The 18,719-nt window shown below is 63.4% G+C and carries 22 protein-coding genes; 5 read left to right on the forward strand and 17 right to left on the reverse strand.

The features are described from left to right. Positions 1 to 20 precede the first annotated feature (20 nt). The gene (locus NM2_RS02015) at positions 21 to 215 is read left to right on the forward strand and encodes a ferredoxin (protein ID WP_067663324.1); all 195 of its coding nucleotides are present in this window, start codon (positions 21 to 23) and stop codon (positions 213 to 215) included. A 121-nt stretch (positions 216 to 336) separates the two neighbouring features. Here NM2_RS02015 and NM2_RS02020 read toward each other — a convergent pair whose 3' ends face one another. Next, a complete protein-coding gene (locus NM2_RS02020) occupies positions 337 to 1,794 on the reverse strand; it encodes an aldehyde dehydrogenase family protein (protein ID WP_051193229.1) in 1,458 nt (485 codons plus the stop codon). 227 nt (positions 1,795 to 2,021) lie between these two features. After that, the gene (locus tag NM2_RS02025) at positions 2,022 to 3,044 is read right to left on the reverse strand and encodes a TIGR03617 family F420-dependent LLM class oxidoreductase (RefSeq protein ID WP_067662950.1); all 1,023 of its coding nucleotides are present in this window, start codon (positions 3,042 to 3,044) and stop codon (positions 2,022 to 2,024) included. Positions 3,045 to 3,171: 127 nt separating this feature from the next. Here NM2_RS02025 and NM2_RS02030 point away from each other — a divergent pair, with 127 nt between their 5' ends. Both NM2_RS02030 and NM2_RS02035 read left to right on the forward strand, forming a co-directional pair. After that, positions 3,172 to 3,888 (forward strand): FadR/GntR family transcriptional regulator, encoded by a 717-nt coding sequence (locus NM2_RS02030; RefSeq protein WP_067662952.1) that lies wholly within the window; start codon positions 3,172 to 3,174, stop codon positions 3,886 to 3,888. Beyond that, on the forward strand, positions 3,885 to 4,667 hold the full coding sequence (locus NM2_RS02035; RefSeq protein WP_084530377.1) for an enoyl-CoA hydratase: 783 nt from the start codon (positions 3,885 to 3,887) through the stop codon (positions 4,665 to 4,667). Before NM2_RS02030 ends, NM2_RS02035 begins: the two co-directional genes overlap by 4 nt. Positions 4,668 to 4,720: 53 nt before the next feature. Here the strand turns inward: NM2_RS02035 and NM2_RS02040 are convergent, their stop codons facing one another. From NM2_RS02040 to NM2_RS02060, 5 genes are all read right to left on the reverse strand, one after another. Next, on the reverse strand, positions 4,721 to 5,197 hold the full coding sequence (locus NM2_RS02040; protein WP_157120834.1) for an alpha/beta fold hydrolase: 477 nt from the start codon (positions 5,195 to 5,197) through the stop codon (positions 4,721 to 4,723). Between the two features lie 257 nt (positions 5,198 to 5,454). Continuing rightward, positions 5,455 to 6,378, reverse strand: coding sequence for an SDR family NAD(P)-dependent oxidoreductase (locus NM2_RS02045; protein ID WP_067662958.1), 924 nt, complete (start codon positions 6,376 to 6,378; stop codon positions 5,455 to 5,457). 65 nt (positions 6,379 to 6,443) lie between these two features. Next, complete coding sequence (locus NM2_RS02050; RefSeq protein WP_067662961.1) at positions 6,444 to 6,887, reverse strand: Zn-ribbon domain-containing OB-fold protein; 444 nt, start codon at positions 6,885 to 6,887, stop codon at positions 6,444 to 6,446. A gap of 6 nt (positions 6,888 to 6,893) precedes the next feature. After that, entirely contained in the window at positions 6,894 to 7,718 is an 825-nt protein-coding gene (locus NM2_RS02055; protein ID WP_051193101.1) for an enoyl-CoA hydratase/isomerase family protein, read from the reverse strand. A gap of 75 nt (positions 7,719 to 7,793) precedes the next feature. Beyond that, positions 7,794 to 9,047 carry a cytochrome P450 gene (locus tag NM2_RS02060; RefSeq protein ID WP_067662963.1) on the reverse strand — a complete coding sequence of 418 codons (1,254 nt, stop codon included), beginning with the start codon at positions 9,045 to 9,047 and terminating at the stop codon, positions 7,794 to 7,796. Between the two features lie 108 nt (positions 9,048 to 9,155). On the opposite strand from NM2_RS02060, the gene NM2_RS02065 reads away from it, so the two are divergent. Further along, complete coding sequence (locus tag NM2_RS02065; protein ID WP_084530378.1) at positions 9,156 to 9,863, forward strand: cysteine hydrolase family protein; 708 nt, start codon at positions 9,156 to 9,158, stop codon at positions 9,861 to 9,863. Here NM2_RS02065 and NM2_RS02070 read toward each other — a convergent pair whose 3' ends face one another. The 4 genes from NM2_RS02070 to NM2_RS02085 form a co-directional block, all read right to left on the reverse strand. Beyond that, the gene (locus tag NM2_RS02070) at positions 9,864 to 10,661 is read right to left on the reverse strand and encodes an SDR family NAD(P)-dependent oxidoreductase (RefSeq protein WP_067662964.1); all 798 of its coding nucleotides are present in this window, start codon (positions 10,659 to 10,661) and stop codon (positions 9,864 to 9,866) included. A gap of 29 nt (positions 10,662 to 10,690) precedes the next feature. Beyond that, positions 10,691 to 10,906: a hypothetical protein gene (locus tag NM2_RS02075; protein WP_067662965.1), complete on the reverse strand. Its 216-nt coding sequence runs from the start codon at positions 10,904 to 10,906 to the stop codon at positions 10,691 to 10,693. A 134-nt stretch (positions 10,907 to 11,040) separates the two neighbouring features. Further along, positions 11,041 to 11,862: an SDR family NAD(P)-dependent oxidoreductase gene (locus tag NM2_RS02080; RefSeq protein ID WP_067662970.1), complete on the reverse strand. Its 822-nt coding sequence runs from the start codon at positions 11,860 to 11,862 to the stop codon at positions 11,041 to 11,043. 14 nt (positions 11,863 to 11,876) lie between these two features. Continuing rightward, positions 11,877 to 12,563: a TetR/AcrR family transcriptional regulator gene (locus tag NM2_RS02085; protein WP_067662973.1), complete on the reverse strand. Its 687-nt coding sequence runs from the start codon at positions 12,561 to 12,563 to the stop codon at positions 11,877 to 11,879. Positions 12,564 to 12,608: 45 nt separating this feature from the next. Here NM2_RS02085 and NM2_RS02090 point away from each other — a divergent pair, with 45 nt between their 5' ends. Continuing rightward, entirely contained in the window at positions 12,609 to 13,400 is a 792-nt protein-coding gene (locus NM2_RS02090) for an SDR family NAD(P)-dependent oxidoreductase (RefSeq protein ID WP_067662976.1), read from the forward strand. Between the two features lie 28 nt (positions 13,401 to 13,428). Here NM2_RS02090 and NM2_RS02095 read toward each other — a convergent pair whose 3' ends face one another. The 6 genes from NM2_RS02095 to NM2_RS02120 form a co-directional block, all read right to left on the reverse strand. Then, positions 13,429 to 14,163 carry an alpha/beta fold hydrolase gene (locus NM2_RS02095; protein WP_067662979.1) on the reverse strand — a complete coding sequence of 245 codons (735 nt, stop codon included), beginning with the start codon at positions 14,161 to 14,163 and terminating at the stop codon, positions 13,429 to 13,431. Positions 14,164 to 14,378: 215 nt separating this feature from the next. Then, positions 14,379 to 15,134 carry an SDR family NAD(P)-dependent oxidoreductase gene (locus NM2_RS02100; protein WP_067662982.1) on the reverse strand — a complete coding sequence of 252 codons (756 nt, stop codon included), beginning with the start codon at positions 15,132 to 15,134 and terminating at the stop codon, positions 14,379 to 14,381. 466 nt (positions 15,135 to 15,600) lie between these two features. Then, complete coding sequence (locus tag NM2_RS02105; protein ID WP_067663333.1) at positions 15,601 to 16,308, reverse strand: DUF8020 domain-containing protein; 708 nt, start codon at positions 16,306 to 16,308, stop codon at positions 15,601 to 15,603. Between the two features lie 224 nt (positions 16,309 to 16,532). Continuing rightward, positions 16,533 to 16,730: a hypothetical protein gene (locus tag NM2_RS02110; protein ID WP_067662985.1), complete on the reverse strand. Its 198-nt coding sequence runs from the start codon at positions 16,728 to 16,730 to the stop codon at positions 16,533 to 16,535. Between the two features lie 33 nt (positions 16,731 to 16,763). Next, positions 16,764 to 18,341, reverse strand: coding sequence for an AMP-binding protein (locus NM2_RS02115; RefSeq protein ID WP_067662988.1), 1,578 nt, complete (start codon positions 18,339 to 18,341; stop codon positions 16,764 to 16,766). A 6-nt stretch (positions 18,342 to 18,347) separates the two neighbouring features. Next, on the reverse strand, positions 18,348 to 18,653 hold the full coding sequence (locus NM2_RS02120; protein WP_245717789.1) for a hypothetical protein: 306 nt from the start codon (positions 18,651 to 18,653) through the stop codon (positions 18,348 to 18,350). Between the last annotated feature and the right edge of the window lie 66 nt (positions 18,654 to 18,719).

Genomic DNA, 18,719 nt, shown 5'->3' on the forward strand with positions numbered 1-18,719 from the left:
AACACGGCGGAAGTAAAACCATGCGAATACACATCGAACTCGATCAGTGCGAGGGCCACGGACTCTGTGCGGCCACTGCGCCCGATCTGTATGACCTCGACGACGACGGATACGCCGCCGAGGCCGATCTGGACGTTCCCGAAGGCATGCTCGGCGAAGCCGAATCCGGCGTGTCCGCGTGTCCGATGAGGGCCATTCGTCTCGTCACCGAATAGCGCCGGGGTGCCGACATCATCGCCATCGATCTCTGCGAGCAGATCGATTCGGCGTCGAGCCCGTTCTTCGTCGTCCGACGGCCTGGGCAGCCGGACGACGAGGATCGCACGACGCCATCGGTCAGCTCACCGGATAGCTGAAGGTCTTCGTCTCCAGAAAGTCCTCGAGTCCTTCGACGCCCCATTCACGCCCGAGACCGCTCTGCTTGTACCCACCGAAGGGGGACTCCACATCGAACCACTGCGCTCCGTTGAGGGCGATCGTTCCGGTGCGCAACCGCAGTGCGATTCGCTTGGCGCGCTCCACATCTGCGCTGTACACCGATCCGCTCAGACCGAACTCCGAGTCGTTGGCGATGCGCACCGCGTCCTCGTCGTCGGCGAATCCGATCAGAACCACGACAGGGCCGAAGATCTCCTCGCGAGCGATCCTGCTGTCGGGCGGAACGTGCGAGAAAAGAGTCGGCGCTACGAAGTACCCCTTGGTGTACTTCTCGGGCCGGCCGCCACCGACCACCAGTCGCGCCTCGGACTTGCCGACCTCGATGTAGTCGAGCACCTTGTCGAACTGTGCGCGATTGATCAAGGGCCCCATCATGTTCGCCATATCGGTCGGGTCGCCCCAGGGCAATCCGGACAGAACCTGTTCGGCGATGGCCGCGACCTGGTCCATCAGATGGTTCGGAACGAGCAGCCGGGTGGCCAACGCACAGCCCTGACCGGCATGCATGCACACCGCTGCGGCTGCCATCGCGACACTCGATGCCAGATCGGCGTCGTCGAGAATGATCGCGGCAGACTTCCCACCCAGCTCGAGCGAGACCCGCTTGACGGTCTCCGAGGCGTTGCGCATGATCAACCGCCCCGTTCGGGTGGACCCGGTGAACGTGATCTGGTCGACGTCGCGATGCGTCGTCAGGACCTCCGCTACCCGGTTGTCCGAGGTGGTGACGATGTTCAACACCCCGGCCGGGATGTCGGTGTCCACAGCCGCTGCCGCAAGTACCGTTCCCGACCAAGGGGTATCCGGCGCCGGCTTGAGCACCACGGTGCACCCGGCAGCGAGCGCTCCTCCGATCTTGGTCAGGTTCAGCTGGAAGGGGAAATTCCACGGGGTGATCGCGGCGACGACTCCGGCCGCTTCCTTGCGAACGGTGCGGACGGACTCACCACCCATGATCTGCTTCGGGGCCAGCGTCCGCTCGAACTCGTACGTGGACAACAGATCCGGCCAGAATCCCAACGATTCGACCGGGCCGTCCAATCCCATCGGGAACGACAACGCGAGCGGCATACCGCTCTCCGCGGTCAGCAACGGGCGCACCTCATCGGCCATCTTGCGCAGATTGTCCTGCAACTGCGTCAGACATCGACGCCGCAGTTCGACGTCTGTGGCCCAGTCGGTCTCGTCGAACGCTCGACGCGCCGCCGCGATGGCCCGTTCGACATCTGCCACCTGTGCGTCCGGTGCGATTCCGGCTACCTCTTCGGTGGCAGGATTGAAGACCTCGTACGTCCGGCCGTCGGTGGCCCCGACGAGTTCGCCGTCGATCAGAATTTTCTGGTCTGTGACAAGCATGTACTGCTCCTCGAGCATGATCCGTTGCGCATCACCGTCGCAGCACGTCCGCAGACGGTGACACTACGTTAGATTACTGATCTGAATGCCGTAGAGAAACGCTGCATACATCTGTTTTATCGAGATATATAGCGTCACAAATGTCAGATATTTGTCGTCCACCGGACCGCTCAGCACGCTTCCCGGTACCGCTCGGTGAGTTTCGCTCACACGCACCGGGGCCGGAGTCACGTTCCTTGCGTGCGCAGGATCGGCTGCCAGCTCTCGAGAGAGTCCATCGTCTGCGCTGCCACGCTGATGCGATCCGACAGTGGCCCCCATCGGCGTCGCAGTTCGTTCGCCGCCTCCCCCATCGGACCCACGACTGCGAACTCGGCGAGCACGTCGTCCCCGATCTGGGCTGGCATCGAGTCCCACTGTCTCGCCTTCGACAACTCGTTCAGCTTCTCGTGCAGTCCTGACCATCCATGCAACTCGAACACTCCGCGGTAGGCGGGAGTGGATCCGTAGAACGCGATCTGCCCACGCACATACTCGCGAGCTCGTGCGATCTCGTCCTCGGAGGCCCCGGTCGCCAGCATGGGAGTGACACCGACGATGAAGTCCGCACGACTGCGACCCGACGCGGCCAAACCGTCTTCGACACTCGGGAGGATCACCTCGGTCAGATACTTCTCCGTGACGAACGAATGAACCTGGAATCCGTCGGCCACCTCGCCGGCCACCTTGGACATGCCCGCGCCTACGCCGGCGATCAGAACCGGAGGGCGCCCGTGCGGATTGGGCCCTGGATCGAACATCGGAGTCATCAACGTGTGCGAATAGAATTCGCCCTCGAACCTCAGGTCGATACCCGATTCCCACGCATCCCAGATGGCGTCGAGTACCTGAACATATTCGCGCATCCGGGCCGCCGGCCGTGACCATGGCATCCCGAAACGCCGAGTGATATGCGCTTTGACCTGACTGCCCAATCCCAGTTGGAGTCTGCCACCGGACAGCGCCTGGACATCGTTGGCCGCCATGGCCGTCACCATCGGACTTCGAGCGAAGGCTACGAGAATGCTGGTCGTCAACCGAATATCGGTCGTACTCTGCGAGGCGGCGGCGAGCAGCACCAACGGGTCGTGGTTCGTCTCGCCCAGACACATCGCGTCGAATCCGACCGCCTCCGCTCGGGCTGCGATGCTCGCCACGGTTCCCATACCCGGATCGACCAGAACATCGAAGGGGAAACTGTCTCCAGCCATCAGCCTCTACTCCAATTCCTGCAACGAAATACGTGACCATCGACGGCAGTCGAGCCACTTCCTTCCAGGGAGTAGACCAGATATCCTCTATTCCGTCCACGGATCTATCTCAACTTCAGGAGTTGCCATGACGACGACAGGTAACGGTGTCCGGCCCCGCGCCTCGGATGTCGCACGGCAGATCGAGGACGAGATAGTTGCCGCGGGTTGGCGCGTCGGTGATGCCGTCGGTTCGGAGACAGAATTGATGAAACGGTTCGACGTCGGCCGGTCGCTGATTCGCGAGGCCTGCCGGATCCTGGAGAGTCGCCACGTCGCCAAGCCGCGCCGCGGGCCGGGAGGTGGCCTCGTGGTGACGGCGCCGGATCGCTCGGGCGTGCTCGATCACGCGTCGCTGTACCTCGAGTACGCCGGATTCGCCCCCGACGACGTCTATGCGGTCATGGAGGTGCTCGAGGTGTCTGCCGTGGAAACCCTCACGGCGACAATAGATTCAGCCGGGATCGACCGGCTCCGCCAAGTCCTGGCAGAGGAAGCCGCCGCCGACGACTTCCGCGAACGTGCCGTCACCGTGCACACCGAGATCGCTCGTTTGGCCGGAAATTCCGTACTCGAGCTGTTCATCCACGTCGGCAACAACCTTGCCCGACTGCACGGCCTCACCCCCACCGACAAAGAACGCAGATGGATGCACCAGCGCAACACCGAGCTCGTCGAGTCCATCATCGCCGGCGACGCGCTCGCTGCCTCCCGCACGGTGCGAAGGCGCCTTCGTGCGATGACTCGTCGCGAAGCCCTCTCCGCGACCAGAAACCCGACAAGGAAAGCAGAGATACTGCCATGACCGATCCGAAGGACGCGCTGGTACTGATCGAGCAGCGGGGCCACACCCGGATGCTGACGCTCAATCGGCCGCATGTTCGCAACGCGTTGAGCGTCGCCCTGAGCAACACGCTGGTAGCCGAATTGCATTCGGCGGACGACGATGTGGACACTCGGGTAATCCTGCTGACGGGGGCGGGCGGTGCCTTCTGCTCCGGCGTCGATCTGAAGGATCTTTCCGAGAACGGATTCGACGGGGCCGAATCCGTCGACGGTAATTGCATCACGCACTTGGCGGACGTGCGGACGCCCGTCGTCGGGCTCGTGTCGGGACCGGCCGTGACGGGCGGATTCGAACTGGCACTGGCGTGCGACTTTCTCATCGCGACACCCGACGCCCGGTTCGCCGACACACACAGCAGGATCGGCATCGTTCCCGGCGGCGGACTGACGGCGCGACTCAGTGAGGCCGTCGGGGTACGCCGAGCCCGCCAGATGAGTTCCACCGGCGCGTATCTCGATGCCGACACCGCACTCGCCTGGGGTGTTGTCAACGAGATCGTGCCGCCCGCGCAGCTGCACGACCGCGGATGGAGCGTTGCCGAGGCCATGCTCACCGCGGACGCGCGGACGCTCGCAGCCGTGTGGAACCTCTACGACGCCGTCTCCGCTGATGGCATAGCCACCGCCGTCGAACGCGAAGCGGTCGTCAACCGGGGATGGAGTGTTGCCGGGGACGAAGTGGCGGGCCGCGCGAAAAGTGTAGTTACACATGGGCGCAGCGAATCCGCCACCTCATAGACCCGCATTCCGAGCAAGCGGCGATTCCGGACCGACGTCGATCGATGGCCGCATCATGTCAGCGGTTCGGACGTGCCGCCCGCGAACTCGTCGATCAACGCCGCGCACCGCTGTGCTTGGTCGAGCACGAGATGGTGGTGTCCACCGGCGATTTCGACGAATGCGGTCGATGGCGCGAAAACATCTGTGATCTCGGCGATTGCGGCATCGGTGACCACAGCGCTGTGCTCGCCGTACACATACAGAACAGGGATATCCAACGCTCTCGCACAATCGAAGACGAAGTCGAAGTCGAAGACCAGTCTGCCAATTCGGTCGAATTTACACGTCCATGCGCGGTCTACCCGGCGCAACGAATTCTCGGCCACCGGACCGAGCAACTCGTCCGGCAGCCGAGGCTGCGATGACAACAACTGGAAGCGCGATCGCGCTTCGTCACGGGTAGCGTAGGGACTCGTCCGGCCCGGTGGCCGCTCGGGAATCTCCGGACGCGGACTCGTGGGTCCGGCGACGAGAGTATCCAGCAACACGACCGAGGCGATGCGTCAAGAGTATTGGGCCGCAACAGCAATGGCCACACTCCCACCCAGACTGTGCGCGGCGAGAACCACGTCGGCGGATCCGATGTCGCCGAGGACCCCGGCTGCCCACTGCCGGACGGTGTACAAGTCTCGAAGTCCTCAACCATGCCGATCGGCAGATCGTCGAGCGGGCTCTCGGTGGCGATCAGATCGAGCGCGAAAATGCCCGGCCGAGGCCTCGAGCAGCGTGCGCGGAAACGTCGGCCCTATCCGCCCATGCGCAATCCGGCTGCACGGGTGCCGAACACGTCGGTGGCGAAAATCCCGCCGAGTTTGTTTGCATCCCAGCGTTTTCCGCCGTTGGAGACCACGGCTACCGGCGACCACGCCTTCAACAGCTGAATGTTCTCACCAAGGGCCTTGATGACCTGTCCGCTGACATGCCCTGCCTCCGGACTCGCCAGCCACGCGACGACAGGTGAGCCGAGCGAGGGATCCTTGGGGTCGAACTCGTCCTCGCCGCGCTCGTCCGGCTCGATGGCAGGCGCACTACCGGCCATGGTCGCGGACATCCGAGTACGTCCACCGGGGCTGATCGCGTTCACCGTCGCGCCGATCGAGGCGAGTTCGAGGCTCGACGTCTGTGTCAGACCGACGATCGCTGCCTTCGCTGCGCTGTAATTCGTCTGACCGAAGTGGCCGAGTAATCCCGCACCGGAGGTGGTGTTGATGATTCGGCCGTACACCTTCGAACCCGAGGCCTTGGATTCGTCGCGCCACCTGCGTGCCACCGCTCGGGTAGTGAGCCAACTGCCGCGAACGTGAACGCGCATGACGAGGTCGAAGTCGTCGGCACTCATATTCCAGATCGCACGGTCGCGGACGATGCCGGCATTGTTGACCACGATGTCGAGTCGTCCCAGCTCGGCATACGCGCGCTCCACCAGGGCGTCGACCTGCGCCTCGTCGCCGACATCCGAGAAGTCCGAAATGGCTTTGCCGCCACGCGATTCGATGATCGCGACGACGTCATCGGCGACCTTGCCGGTACCCTCACCAGCGAGCGAAGTACCCAGATCGTTGACGATGACGGTGGCTCCGTGCTTGGCGAGCTCGAGCGCGTGTCCACGTCCGATGCCGTGCCCGGAACCGGTGACCAGCGCAACCTTGCCGTCGAGCAGTCCGCTCATGTGTTCCCGTCTCCTTGTTTCGTACGAAATGCTTTGTCCAACCACAGCCGTGCGTCCCTCGGGGATCAGGACACGACGGGGCGGAACACCGTGGCAGAGATGTCGTCGGTGATCGGCCGGAAGAAGACCTCGACGGCCATCCCCACTTCGAGATCCTCCGGCGCGACACCTTCGATGTTGGTCATCAACCGAGGACCCTCGTCGAGTTGGACCACCGCCGCGACATAGGGCAAACGCGATGCGAAGGGATGCAGGTCGTTCACGAACACGGTGGAGTACGTGTACAGGGTGCCGCGACCACTGGCCTCGGTACTCACCACATTCTCGCTCCAGCAGAAGGGGCAGAACGGGCGCGGATAGTGATGCACCGCGGAGCAGTCCTCGCACTTCGCGATCAGCAGCCTGCCCTGTTTCGCGGCGTCCCAATACGGCCGGCTCGCGTCCTCGATCGTCGGCAGATCGGCGCGGGGCTTATCCACCGCGGGCCCGGCGGTCGCGTTCTCAGCCATGGCCGATCACCATCCCACGTAATCGGCGCGGCGCTTCTCCACGAAGGCGCGCACGCCCTCCTTCGAGTCCTGCGCGTACGACTGGATCTCCTGCGCCATCGCCTCGGCAACGAACGACGCACTGCGATCCGAATCAGGCGAGTCGTTGAACAGCCGCTTGGTCAACGCGATCGCACTGGTGGGAGCGGCAGCAAGCCGATCCGCGAAATCGGCGACGGCTGCATCGAGTTCAGCGGCCGGCACGACCCGATTGACCAGTCCGAGGTCGAACGCTTCGCTCGCCGTGAGCTTCTCACCGAAGAACACCATCTCCTTGGCCTTCTGCATACCTATTCGACGTGGCAACAGGTACGCACCGCCACCGTCCACGACCAGGCCGCGCTTGACGAAGGACTCGGCGAAGTAGGCAGCATCGCCGGCCACCACGAGATCCGAGGCGTAGGCCAGATGTGCCCCGATACCGGCCGCGGCGCCCTGCACCACCGTGATCACCGGCTTGCCGCAGTCGAGCACGGAGGCAACGAGTCTCTGCGCCCCGGTCATGATCGTCCGCATCGGACCGGTGACGCGCTTGACGTTCCTGGCGTGACCGTCGGCGAGTACGGCTACATCGGCGCCGGCACAGAAGTGACGACCATTGGCCCGAAGAACGACCACCCGGACGTCGGGATCGCCGTCCGCGTCCGAGAACAGCCGGATCAAGGCATTGCGGTCGTCCGGGCGGATCGCGTTCGCGGCATCCGGCCGATTGAGGGTGATCGTCAAGATCCCGCCGGACAACGCCGACAGGATCGCTGTGCTCCGGCTCTGGTCGGCGACCGTCCCGGTCATCGCAGTCTCCCTACCGAGCCGATGGAACGGACTCGTTGAATACACATATCTGACATAGTCGTCATTTTTAGCTGCTCAGCCCGCACTGTACGTCGCCCGGAGATGCTTGACGCCGTTGAGGAAGTTCGAGCGCAGCATGGCCGGCTCCCCCACCGCGCGAATGTCCGGATAGCGCGTGTACAGCTCACGGAAGGCGACAGCCAACTCGAGCCGCGCCAAATGGGCGCCGAGACAGAAATGCGGGCCGGGCCCACCGAAAGCCAAATGTGGGTTGGGATCCCGGGCGATGTCGAATGTGTAAGGATCGTCGAACACCGTCTCGTCCCGATTGGCCGATGTGTACCACAGGACGAGCTTGTCGCCTTTCGAGAACTCTTTGTCGCCGAGTCGAATTCCGTCACGGGCGACCGTCCGGCGCATATGCACCACCGGACTCGCCCAGCGCAGCATCTCCTCGATCGCTCCGGCCGAGTAGTCCTCGTAGTCACTCATCCACATATCACGCTGATCGGGATTTCGAGTGAGTACCGAGAGTCCGTGGGTGATGACGTTTCGAGTGGTCTCGTTTCCGGCTCCGACGAGCAGAATGAAGAACTTCGCCATCTCCTGCGGGGTGAGATTGTCCCCCTCGGTCGCGGCCACCAGTTTCGTGATCAGGTCGTCGCGGGGGTCGGCGATACGTTCTTCGGCGAGGGTCCGCAGCAAGGTGATCAAACCCTCGCTGGCAGCGGTGACCGCCTTGCCGATGCCGACGGCAGTCTGATCCTGGATGTATTCGGAGTCGGATGCACCGAGGATCGTGTTGGTTGCTTCGAGGATGAACTTCTCGTGCTCCCGCGGGATGCCCAGCAGGTTGTCGATGATGCGCAGCGGAAGCAACGCGGCGAAATCGCTGACGAAATCGCACTCCCCCGAGGACGGCATCTCGTCGAGTATCTCCCGGACGGTGCCTTCCACCTCGTCGCGCAGAGCTTCGAGACTCCGTGGCGTGAATCCGCGCGAGACGATCTTGCGCATGCGCGCGTGCTCCGGGTTGTCCATATCGATGATCGACCCGCGATAGTCTCGGAGCTGCTGCGGTTGATCGAAGATCTGGGTTCCCTCGCCCGACACGAAGTCCTCCGACCGACGGCTGACCTCGAGAATGTCGGCGTGGCGGGTCAGTGCGTAGAAGCCCTTGACGGGCTCGGCGCCGGGCGCTCCCACGGGAACGAAGACCCGCGGGTGATTGCGTCGCAGGTCTGCGAACACCTCGTCACGCTCGGCAGGGTTGTTCTGCCACCAGTTCAGGTCGTTGAGAGGCGTTGCGACCTCTTCGGTTTCGATCATTGGAACCGCCTAGTGATGTGCTCCCGGTAACCCACCTTCGCGATTCTGGCAGTTGTGTCACTATTTGGCAAGTGCCCCGAGCAGGGGAATGATGGAACATTGATAACGATGCGCGATCGAATAACTGGCTCTATCGTCACCTTGCGTACCGACCGGCGACGCACCTCGATCCGAAAGGCCGCACCCCTCGTGAGCAATGCGCCCTACGCCTCCCCCGCCCTGATCATCAGTGAGTGTCAACGCGGAATCCTCGAACCCGGCCGCTCGATCTCGGCCGGACTCGCACGGCTGGCCGCCGCCCGCCGGATAGTCCCCCGCACAGCCGAGCTGGCGGGCGAGTTCCGATCCCGCGGACTCCCCGTCGTGCACTGCATCATCGAGCACCGCGACGACCAGAAAGGCCTGCTGGCCAACTCGTGGCTGGGCGCGATGGCGCTCAGGCACAAATCGATGACGGCCGGCACGACCGACGTCGAGATCCCCGCCGAACTGGGTCCCGAGCCGGGCGACATCGTCAGCTCGCGCGCCACCGGGCTGACCGCGTTCTACGGCACCGATCTCGACGCCATGCTGCGGCTCCAGAGAGTCGAGACGCTGGTTCTCGCCGGCATTTCCACCAACGTCGCGCTGCCGGGGTTGGCGCTCGAGGCCGTGAACCGCGGCTACTCGGTCGTGCTCGCGGAGGACTGCACCGCCGGATCTTCAACGGAGACACACGAATTCATGGTCGCTAACATGCTGGCAATGCTCACCCGGGTAACCCCCGCAGCCGACATCATCGGCCGGCTGCCGGGGCGATCCGGCGAACGGGAGTGATCAGCCGACGGCGGCCGCGGCCGCATTCTCCGCGTCCTGAACAGCATCCCCGTTGATCGAGAAACCACCGTCCACAGTGACCAGCGAGCCCGTTGTGAACGCCGCCTCGTCCGAGACCAGATACGTTGCGGCATAAGCGATATCCATGGGGTTTCCGATTCGAGTCAGCCGGCCGCCACCGGTGTGATGTCCGGAGTCACCCCGACCCGAGACCACTCGACCGACCAGAATGCAGTTCGCGCGGATTCCGTCGGCACTGCCCTCGACCGCCAGCGAACGCGTCAACGAGTTGACCGCGGCCTTGGCTGCACCGTATGCGCCGAAGCCCTTGAATCCGGCGACCGACTGACCCGACGAGATGTTCAGGATCGATGCGCCTACCGCCGAAACCAGATGCGGCCAGGCGTATTTCGACGCCCAGAACACGTTGCCGGTGACGGTTCCGGTCATGATCGACTGCCATTCCTCGTTCGAATACTCGTAGATCGGCTTGATCGTCGTCGCGACCGCCTCCGTGGGGGCAGCGTTGTTCACGAGAGTGGTGAGCGAGCCGAAGCGTTCGACGGTCGATTCGACCACGGAACGAATACTCTCTTCCGAGGTGACGTCCAGCGGGAAGAACTCGGCGTCGCCGCCCGCGTCCCGAATCCGAGCGACAACCTTGTTGCCGCGGTCGGCAGTACGCCCCGTCACGGCCACTTTCGCACTCTCCGAGGCGAAGTGCTCCGCCATCGAGCGGCCGATACCGCGCGTGGATCCGGAGATCAACACCACCTTGCCGGTCAGTCTCGTTCCCATCAATGTGCTCCCAGCCGGTTCTATCTCGCTCACAGTGAGTCCTGCAGCGCCTGCATGGCGATCAGGCGACGTCGGTTCATCTCGATCGAAGCAGCGACGTTCGCGTCTCCGGCGCGGGATTCCAAGTCGCTCAGGCGCTTTCGTGTCGACTCGATTTCGGCCACCAACCGTTCACCGGCCTCGTCGCGCGTCAACAGATCCTGATCGGTCCAGTCTGCTGCGTCGATGTCCTTCTGTTCGGCCATGTCGACACCATTGCTTTCGATCGAGACTGGAATGCGCCGCCAGGCATCTCTCGCATGACACCGACTGGGCACGACAGCCAGTCCACCTGACTAAATCTGACAGTCATGTACGTTAGTGACAGCTGTCACAACTGTCAATGCGATCCGTTGGCATCGACACGTCGCTGTGCGGCCGCGACGAATGCGTCCTCGATTCGCCGGTGCCGAGTTCTCAGTGATTCGAGCGAATCAGGATGCGTCACGATGTAGAGGTCGCCGCGCTCGACCGCGTCGGCAACGACCTCCCCGACCACCTCCGCCGCCATGATTCCGCTCGGTTGCCGACGCGTGGTCGCCAGAGGTTGGGCACCTGGCCGGTTCCGTTCACTGTCGGCGATGTTGGATCGCACCATTGCGGGTACGAGCACTCCGACCCCGACATGCGAATCACGTTCGGCGAGTTCATCACTCACCGTCTCCGTCAGGGCGACCACGCCGAACTTCGATACACCGTAGGCTGCCAGGCCCCGGCCCGTTCGCAGCCCGGCGATGGATGCGGTGTTCACGATGAACCCTCGACTCGACGTCGATTCGATGATCGGCAGGAAGACGTTCATCCCGTTGATGACACCCCACAGGTTCACGTCGATCACCCAGCGAAAATCGGCGAGCGTCAGTTCGGTGAACGGTGCGACCTTCGCGACGCCGGCGTTGTTGATCGCGATGTCGATTCGACCGTGTCGGGCGAGCACGGCATCCGCGAGGCGTCGCACGTCCTCGACCTGGCTCACATCCGCGACGATTCCGGGAACCCCGAGCTCTGCCGCAGCCGCTTCGAGCGCGTCCACCTCTACGTCCGCGATCGTCACCGCGACTCCGCGGGCGATCAGGGAGGCGGCGATCGCATAGCCGATGCCGGCTGCACCGCCGGTGACAACCGCGGTCCTTCCGCTCAGATCCGGTATACCCACAGCCATGGCCGGTCCTTTCGTCAGTTCCGAGTCTGCTTACCAGGACCGGTTTTTGCCCGTTCGCGGCGCAGTCCGCCGAGAGCGAATTCGCTGATCCACTCGATGTCCTCGTCGCTCGGCGCCGTCGAATCCCACAGGTGACGGCGCATGGCGCCGAATACGAGATCGGAGATGCAAGCTCCATCGCGCACCGGATCACCGCCGAGCGCCTCCAGCGGAGCGATGAGCAGATCGGAGATCGGCCTGAGCAACTCGTGCTGACTACCTGTCGAGGACACAGAGCCGGACTGACTCAGGTGACCGAGCACGGTGCGACTGGTCTTCGCCGCCTCGGCGTTGCTGACCTGACGCAGGACTCCGCGTGTCCATGCGGAAATTTGTTCCTCGGGGTCGGCCAGACAGCTCATGCGTGCGTCGATGACCTCCACGACCCGCGCCACTCCTTTCTCCAGGACTGCCAGCACCAGGTCGTCCTTGCTCGGGAACGAGCGGTACAGCGTGTGGTTCGAGATCCCGGCCGCCGCGACGATGTCGGACACCGATGGCATTGCCGGAGCGGACTTTTCGATCAGCCCCAGGGTGACCTCGAGCAGTCGATCGATTTCCTCCTCGGCCGACTTGCGTCGCCGCTCGGTACGCCGGGCAGCGGCCTGTGCGGCACGGGTGCCCACTGCCGGCGGCCGCGGATCTGATGTATCGTTCTGCATCTTGAGTAATCCGATTCTGTTTATAGGACACTTAGGACTACCAGTATGGACGACAACAGCAACTCCGCAGCCGCCGACACCGTTTCGCCGTTCAACCTGTTCAGCCTCGCCGGCAAGGTCGCACTGGTGACGGGCGGTAGTCGCGGCATGGGCAGACAGATGGCCCTCGCATTCGCCAGAGCCGGCGCCGACGTCGTCGTCGCCAGCCGCAAACTGGAGAACTGCCAGAAGGTCGTGACTGAGATCGAGGCGATCGGGCGCAGAGGTCTTGCCTACAGCTGCCATCTCGGGCATTGGGACGAGATCGAAGGCCTCGTGGACGCGGCATACGACACCTTCGGCACCGTTGACGTCCTGGTCAACAATGCGGGCATGTCACCGACGTACGGCAGTATCACCGACGTCACGGAGAAGATGTACGACAGCGTTCTCGGGCTGAACCTCAAGGGACCGTTTCGACTCACCCAACTCGTCGGAACCCGCATGAAGGCACAGGGTTCCGGCAGCGTCATCAACGTGAGCAGCACGGGTTCGCTGCGCCCGATGGGGTCGATCATCCCCTACGCCGCGGCCAAGAACGGACTCAACGCGATGACGGAAGGTTTCGCCGACCTCCTCGGCCCCGAGGTGCGGGTGAACACACTGATGCCCGGCCAGTACCTGACCGATATCGCCGCGGCCTGGGACATGGACCAGACCATCGAGGCGTCCAAGCGGCTGCACCTGGAACGAATCGGGGAACCTCCCGAGATCGTCGGTGCGGCACTGTTTCTCGCCAGCAACGCATCCAGTTACACGTCCGGCACGATCGTCCGTTCGGACGGCGGGATTCCGTGACAGCAGCAGCTGCCGTGGCGGCGTCGGTTCAGGAGCGATCGAAGTATTCGGCGAACACCTTTGCCAGCATCTCCGGCTCACTGATCATCACGTTGTGACACGTGTCGATCTCGACCACGTCCTCGACGCCACCGAGATTGTCGATGTGCGCCCGTTGCTGGTCCGGCGTCACGGCACGGTCCTGACCGGTGAGGATCCAGGACCGCGGAATCGATGTCGGCATACCACTGCGGTCCACAGGCGTCGTGGCCAGAAGGTCACTGTCCGCGCACAATCCGGCAACACTGAACTCGAGCTGTTCCGGCGTCATCCCGTTGCAGAACATTCGCTCCGCGAACTCTCTGGGGAACGGCGCCGGTTCGCCCGGGTCCGCCACTTTGTCCGTCACATCCTGCTGGAGATCACCGACCAGATCCTGAAGGACCGACTCACCGTTGGGCGGCATTGCCGCCGCGATGTACACCATTCGTGATACCCGCTGCGCACCAAGGGCTTCCGCTACACCGGGCACGGTCACACCGGCCATGGAATGGGCGACCAGAATCACCTCGTCCGCCCCGATTCGTTCGACATCGGCGACCACCGAGGCAACACAATCCGCAATCCCCACCGTCCGAAGATCCGCCGGATTCGTTCGGCGCCCTGGCAGATCGACAGCGAGTACCTCGATGTCCGGTCGCAGAGCGGCCAGGGCCGCGACCGTCGGAGTCCAACACGTCGACGAATGTTGCGCACCGTGGACCAGCACAATAGCTCTGCTCATGATCTTCCGTCCTTACCGTTCATCCAGTGCTCCAACAGAATCCTTGGAGGGGCTTGCTAATCAGTGTTCTGAGTAGACCCGGCTCGAATGTCACCGATTTCGAGCGTTGAATCCCGCCGGTTCACCTATGCGAACCTGGTCAGTGCGGCTTCGAGCTCCCCGGAGTCGACGAATTCGCTTTCGGACGCAGCAGGTTCCTTCGCGCGAGAAAGTGATTACTTCGGCAAGGCCTGCATCATGCCGCCGTCGAGCTCGTAGGTGCTGCCGGTGATGAACGTCGCCTCGTCCGAGAGCAGGAATGCGACCAGGTCCGCGGCCTCCTGCGGACGCCCCATCCGTCCGATGGGGATGAGTGAAGCCCATTTCTGCTGTAACTCATCGGGATACGACAGGATCGCGGGGGTCGCAATCGTTCCCGGTGCGACCGCGTTGACGCGGATGTCGTCGAGGGCGTAGTCGACAGCGGCATTTCGCGTCAGTCCCACGACCCCATGTTTCGACGCGACATATCCGGGCATCAAGTCGGCATTCTTGAGCCCGGCGCACGAGGTGATATTCACGATCGATCCACCGCCGTGCTCGACGAAGTGCGCGAGTTCGGCGCGCATACAGAGGAATGTTCCACGGAGGTTGACCGCGACGGCCCGGTCGAAAGCTGCCGGATCCAATTCGTGAATTCGCTTCAGCGAGTGCGCGATTCCGGCATTGTTCACCGCGAGATGCAGGCCACCGAACGTCTCGACGGCATGCGCCACCAACGCCTCGGTGTCAGCGTGATCGGAGACCTCCGCGTGGATGTAGGACGCTTGCCCACCCGAACCGATCACCTCCGAAACCACACGCCTGCCCGCGTCGTCGTCGATATCGGAGACCACGACGGCTGCGCCCTGGGCCGCCAGTGTCTTGGCGCATGATTCACCGATTCCATTGCCGGCCCCGGTGACCAGGGCAACTCTGCCGTCGAATCGCATAGACGTCGCCTCCAAGAGGGTGTGCGCAGAGCCACCGATCGGCCGTCCGAGGTGCACCATCTGACACTAGTGAACAGTAATGTGACACAAACCACTTGTCAATATCACAGCTCGAGCCAGCCTTTTGCTCCGAATACGCCGAAACAGGACAGAGAATGCTCCCACATGAGCAGTCATGTCTGGCGTTTGTGTCACCAATGACGAACAACGCGACGAATGTCGCCCGGCTGATGACGCGGGAACGCCAGGCCCGCGATTCGTGGGCCTGGCATTGGTTGCCCTCACGTCATCCACCGGTCGACCGAGAACCGGAGATCCGGAGATCCGGAGCGGATCGGGCAAACCGGGCCTGTCGCAGGCGATCTCGGTTGGGCGTCAACAGAATCCAGACGAAGCACACCCGGCGCCACCACGTGGCCTGGATGCCGCGAATCGGGTCAGGCGTTGCACGCCCACCCGAACTCGCTCACTTCGCCGGAGCGGGCATGGGCTGGTTGATCGTGGTGAAATACTGGGCCACCGCCAGAATCGTCAGTGGGGCGGTCACCAACAACTGACCGGCAAGAGTCCCCAGCGCACCCACCGCGACGATCCCCCCGAGACAGCCGATCGCAGCGGCGGGAATAAAGGGACCGAACAGACCCACAATCGTTGCGGCCGCGATCGTCGCACCCGCGATACCACCGAGCAGGCAACCCACCGCTCCACCACCGAGACCACCGACAACCGCGCCGACAGAAGCGCCCGTCGTGATCGTGCTCGCCATACGCGACCAAGCAGCCTGCTCACGGTCGTACGGAGTCTTCCACGGAGCACTGTCCTCATACGGCAATGCCACCGGCTTGTATTCCGCGTGCGCCAAGTCGAACAGCGGAGTAAGCGTCGCGGTACGGCCACCAACGGCTGCCGCGATCGGGAACACGAAATCATCGACTCGGAACGACAACTCAGTACCGGCAACCACCGACCCATTGGCAGCCTTGATCTTGAACACCCCGTCTTCGACCGCCATCGACCCGGCATCGGTGGTGACGATCGAAGACCGATCCGTCCTGGTCGCCTGGTAATTCACCACCCCGTCGGACACCGAATCAGCATGAGCGGGACCGGCAACCACGCCCAAAGCCGCAGCCAACACCGTGGACGTCGCAGTAATCACGACACCGCTCGCCATCCACGACCTGTGTGTCCCCGCCGACCGTCCTTCATCCGCGTATTTCTTCCGCATCTTGTTCCCTCACTCATTTCTTGCAGCTCTCGACCATCGTCGGCCGAGAAGATTGAATGGGCAGCTCGAATCCGCCCGGCGCCGTCATCGACCATCGCCGCCGGATACCTCGGGGATCTGTAGACCTACGATTCCGAGTTCTCCGAACGCTCTGCACAGGTCACACTCGGCTATCCCGTCCGTCTCGAATTCGCGATGTGCAGTGTGACGTGCTCACACAGGAAAGCGTCGACGTTCGCGGCCGAGAATGCGTGTTCGTCCGCGTAGATATCGCGTTCGCGGAATTCGCTGTCTATCGCGCCCGCCATTTCGGTCGATGTGTGCGCCTTATCGGCGGGATCGACCACCGGTCCGACAATGCGCCGCATCTGGTCTACCGCGGACCGACACGACAGCTGTATTTATCGTCGATCCTGCTCGTTGCTCGTCCAATACCGGTCCAGCAAGACCCTTTTGAGCAACTTCCCGGTCGGGGTCCGCGGCAAGCTCGGCTCGAACGAAACTGTTCTGGGACACTTGAACCCGGCCAGGGTCGCGCGCGTGTAGGCGATCAGTTCGGCCGCGAGTTCGGCATCCCCGACGAACCCACTCTCCAGCTCGACTACCGCCTTGACCTGCTGACCGAATTCGTCATCCGGTACTCCGACCACGGCAACGTCGAAGACGGCGGGATGCTCGGCGAGCCGATCCTCGATCTCGGCGGGGTAGATGTTGACGCCGCCGGAGACGATCAGATCCACTCGGCGGCCGTCCAGGTACAGGTAGCCGTCGTCGTCGAGGTACCCCAGGTCGCCGAGCGAGGCACGGCCCTGCGAGTCGAACACCTCCGCAGTCTTCTCCGGAGACTTGTGGTAGCTGAAGCGAGGCGCGTGATCGAACCAGACACCGCCCCGGACGTACGGCGGCACCGGAGCGTGATCGTCACCCAGTACCGAAATCGTTCCCGGAGCGGGCTTTCCGACCGACCCCGGATGCTCGAGCCACTCCTGTGGTGTGATGAGCACCATTCCGACGTTCTCGCTACCGCCGTAGAACTCGTAGAGGATCGGCCCCCACCAATCGATCATCGCCTGCTTTACCGTGACCGCGCAGGCGGCTCCGGCGTGAATCACACACCGCAGACTGGACATGTCGTAGCGGGCCCTCACGTCGGGCGTCAGCCTGAGCAACCGAACGAACATCGTCGGCACCACGCTGATGTGCGTGACGGAGTGACGCTCGATCAGCTGGAGAGTCTCTTCGGCCTCGAATCGCTCTGTCAGGACCAGTGTTCCGCCCCATCGGATCACGGAGGTACAACTCTGTAGTGGGTAAGCATGATAAAGCGGAGCCGAGTTGAGCCAGACCGATTCTTCGTCGAACCCCCACGTCGCGGCGAACGCCGCAGTCAACGGATCGCCCTGCGCGAAGGAGACATCGGGCATGTCGCGGAGAATGCCCTTGGGCTTCCCGGTGGTGCCGGAGGAATAGAACATGAACGCGCCCTGTCGATTTCCCGTGGTCGAGAGCGTGCCCGGCTCTGCGGCATCGCGGTAGAGCCGGTCGAACCCGGGAGCGAGTGGTGAACAGTCGCGGTCGGCGACCAGAACGGCTTCGACGGCCGGAGCCGAGGCCGCCGCGGCGCCGGCCAGGTCGGCGTACCGAGCGGTGGTGACCACCAGCCGAGCATCCGAATCGGCGATGACGTGCGCCACTTCATCGAGTGTCAGGTGTACCCCGACAGCCACCAACCGCACGCTCGTTCGCAGAGCCGCAATCGCCACGACGAGATAGTCGGGCCGGTTCTCCATGAGTATCGCCACGCGGTCGCCCGCGACTATCCCGCGATCGGTCCAGTTTCCGGCCAGAGCGCGGGACTGTCGCGCGAGCTCGGCGTAGGTCAGCGATGTGGTGCCTGGGACGAGAACTGCTATCCGGTCGGGATCGCACTCGGCCCAGTGATCCGGCGTCAACGATGGCGCCTCGGCGGTGACAGACATGGGGATCTACTCCTCGGGCTCGTAGGTCCAGCCGGCGACGTGGCTAGCGGCCGTCGTGTGGCTGCCCACACCGCACACCCCGTCCTTGCTGCGGATCTCCCCCTGAACGATGAAGTTGATGTGATTGCCGTGATGCCCGTGCTGCGGCGTCATCGCACCCGGGTCCCATCTGTTCCAGAACGCGACGTAATCGGGCGACAGCTCGATCCATTTCTCCCAGATCGATGCCGTACGGCCATCTTCGAATCGGAATCTCAGCATCTCCTCGGCAGGCACTTCGTCTAGATGCTTGATGCGTGGACCGCCGTACATGATGAGTTCCTCCGCTCGAACCCTCGCTCCTTCGGCAGAGCCGGCGCCCGTTCCGACGTCGAGTTC

The sequence above is a fragment of the Nocardia miyunensis NBRC 108239 genome (assembly GCF_001613065.1).
Classification (GTDB): Bacteria; Actinomycetota; Actinomycetes; order Mycobacteriales; family Mycobacteriaceae; genus Nocardia; species Nocardia miyunensis.

Excerpts from the sequence above, each read along its gene's own strand:
- NM2_RS02100 (WP_067662982.1), bottom strand. The coding sequence starts at position 15,134 with ATGCGATTCGACGGCAGAGTTGCCCTGGTCACCGGGGCCGGCAATGGA.
- NM2_RS02110 (WP_067662985.1), bottom strand. The coding sequence starts at position 16,730 with ATGCGGCGCATTGTCGGACCGGTGGTCGATCCCGCCGATAAGGCGCAC.
- NM2_RS02065 (WP_084530378.1), top strand. The coding sequence starts at position 9,156 with ATGCGCGATCGAATAACTGGCTCTATCGTCACCTTGCGTACCGACCGG.
- NM2_RS02020 (WP_051193229.1), bottom strand. The coding sequence starts at position 1,794 with ATGCTTGTCACAGACCAGAAAATTCTGATCGACGGCGAACTCGTCGGG.
- NM2_RS02070 (WP_067662964.1), bottom strand. The coding sequence starts at position 10,661 with ATGGGAACGAGACTGACCGGCAAGGTGGTGTTGATCTCCGGATCCACG.
- NM2_RS02090 (WP_067662976.1), top strand. The coding sequence starts at position 12,609 with ATGGACGACAACAGCAACTCCGCAGCCGCCGACACCGTTTCGCCGTTC.
- NM2_RS02105 (WP_067663333.1), bottom strand. The coding sequence starts at position 16,308 with ATGGCGAGCGGTGTCGTGATTACTGCGACGTCCACGGTGTTGGCTGCG.
- NM2_RS02050 (WP_067662961.1), bottom strand. The coding sequence starts at position 6,887 with ATGGCTGAGAACGCGACCGCCGGGCCCGCGGTGGATAAGCCCCGCGCC.
- NM2_RS02055 (WP_051193101.1), bottom strand. The coding sequence starts at position 7,718 with ATGACCGGGACGGTCGCCGACCAGAGCCGGAGCACAGCGATCCTGTCG.
- NM2_RS02080 (WP_067662970.1), bottom strand. The coding sequence starts at position 11,862 with ATGGCTGTGGGTATACCGGATCTGAGCGGAAGGACCGCGGTTGTCACC.
- NM2_RS02030 (WP_067662952.1), top strand. The coding sequence starts at position 3,172 with ATGACGACGACAGGTAACGGTGTCCGGCCCCGCGCCTCGGATGTCGCA.
- NM2_RS02035 (WP_084530377.1), top strand. The coding sequence starts at position 3,885 with ATGACCGATCCGAAGGACGCGCTGGTACTGATCGAGCAGCGGGGCCAC.
- NM2_RS02085 (WP_067662973.1), bottom strand. The coding sequence starts at position 12,563 with ATGCAGAACGATACATCAGATCCGCGGCCGCCGGCAGTGGGCACCCGT.
- NM2_RS02095 (WP_067662979.1), bottom strand. The coding sequence starts at position 14,163 with ATGAGCAGAGCTATTGTGCTGGTCCACGGTGCGCAACATTCGTCGACG.
- NM2_RS02025 (WP_067662950.1), bottom strand. The coding sequence starts at position 3,044 with ATGGCTGGAGACAGTTTCCCCTTCGATGTTCTGGTCGATCCGGGTATG.
- NM2_RS02075 (WP_067662965.1), bottom strand. The coding sequence starts at position 10,906 with ATGGCCGAACAGAAGGACATCGACGCAGCAGACTGGACCGATCAGGAT.
- NM2_RS02060 (WP_067662963.1), bottom strand. The coding sequence starts at position 9,047 with ATGATCGAAACCGAAGAGGTCGCAACGCCTCTCAACGACCTGAACTGG.
- NM2_RS02120 (WP_245717789.1), bottom strand. The coding sequence starts at position 18,653 with ATGTACGGCGGTCCACGCATCAAGCATCTAGACGAAGTGCCTGCCGAG.
- NM2_RS02115 (WP_067662988.1), bottom strand. The coding sequence starts at position 18,341 with ATGTCTGTCACCGCCGAGGCGCCATCGTTGACGCCGGATCACTGGGCC.
- NM2_RS02015 (WP_067663324.1), top strand. The coding sequence starts at position 21 with ATGCGAATACACATCGAACTCGATCAGTGCGAGGGCCACGGACTCTGT.
- NM2_RS02045 (WP_067662958.1), bottom strand. The coding sequence starts at position 6,378 with ATGAGCGGACTGCTCGACGGCAAGGTTGCGCTGGTCACCGGTTCCGGG.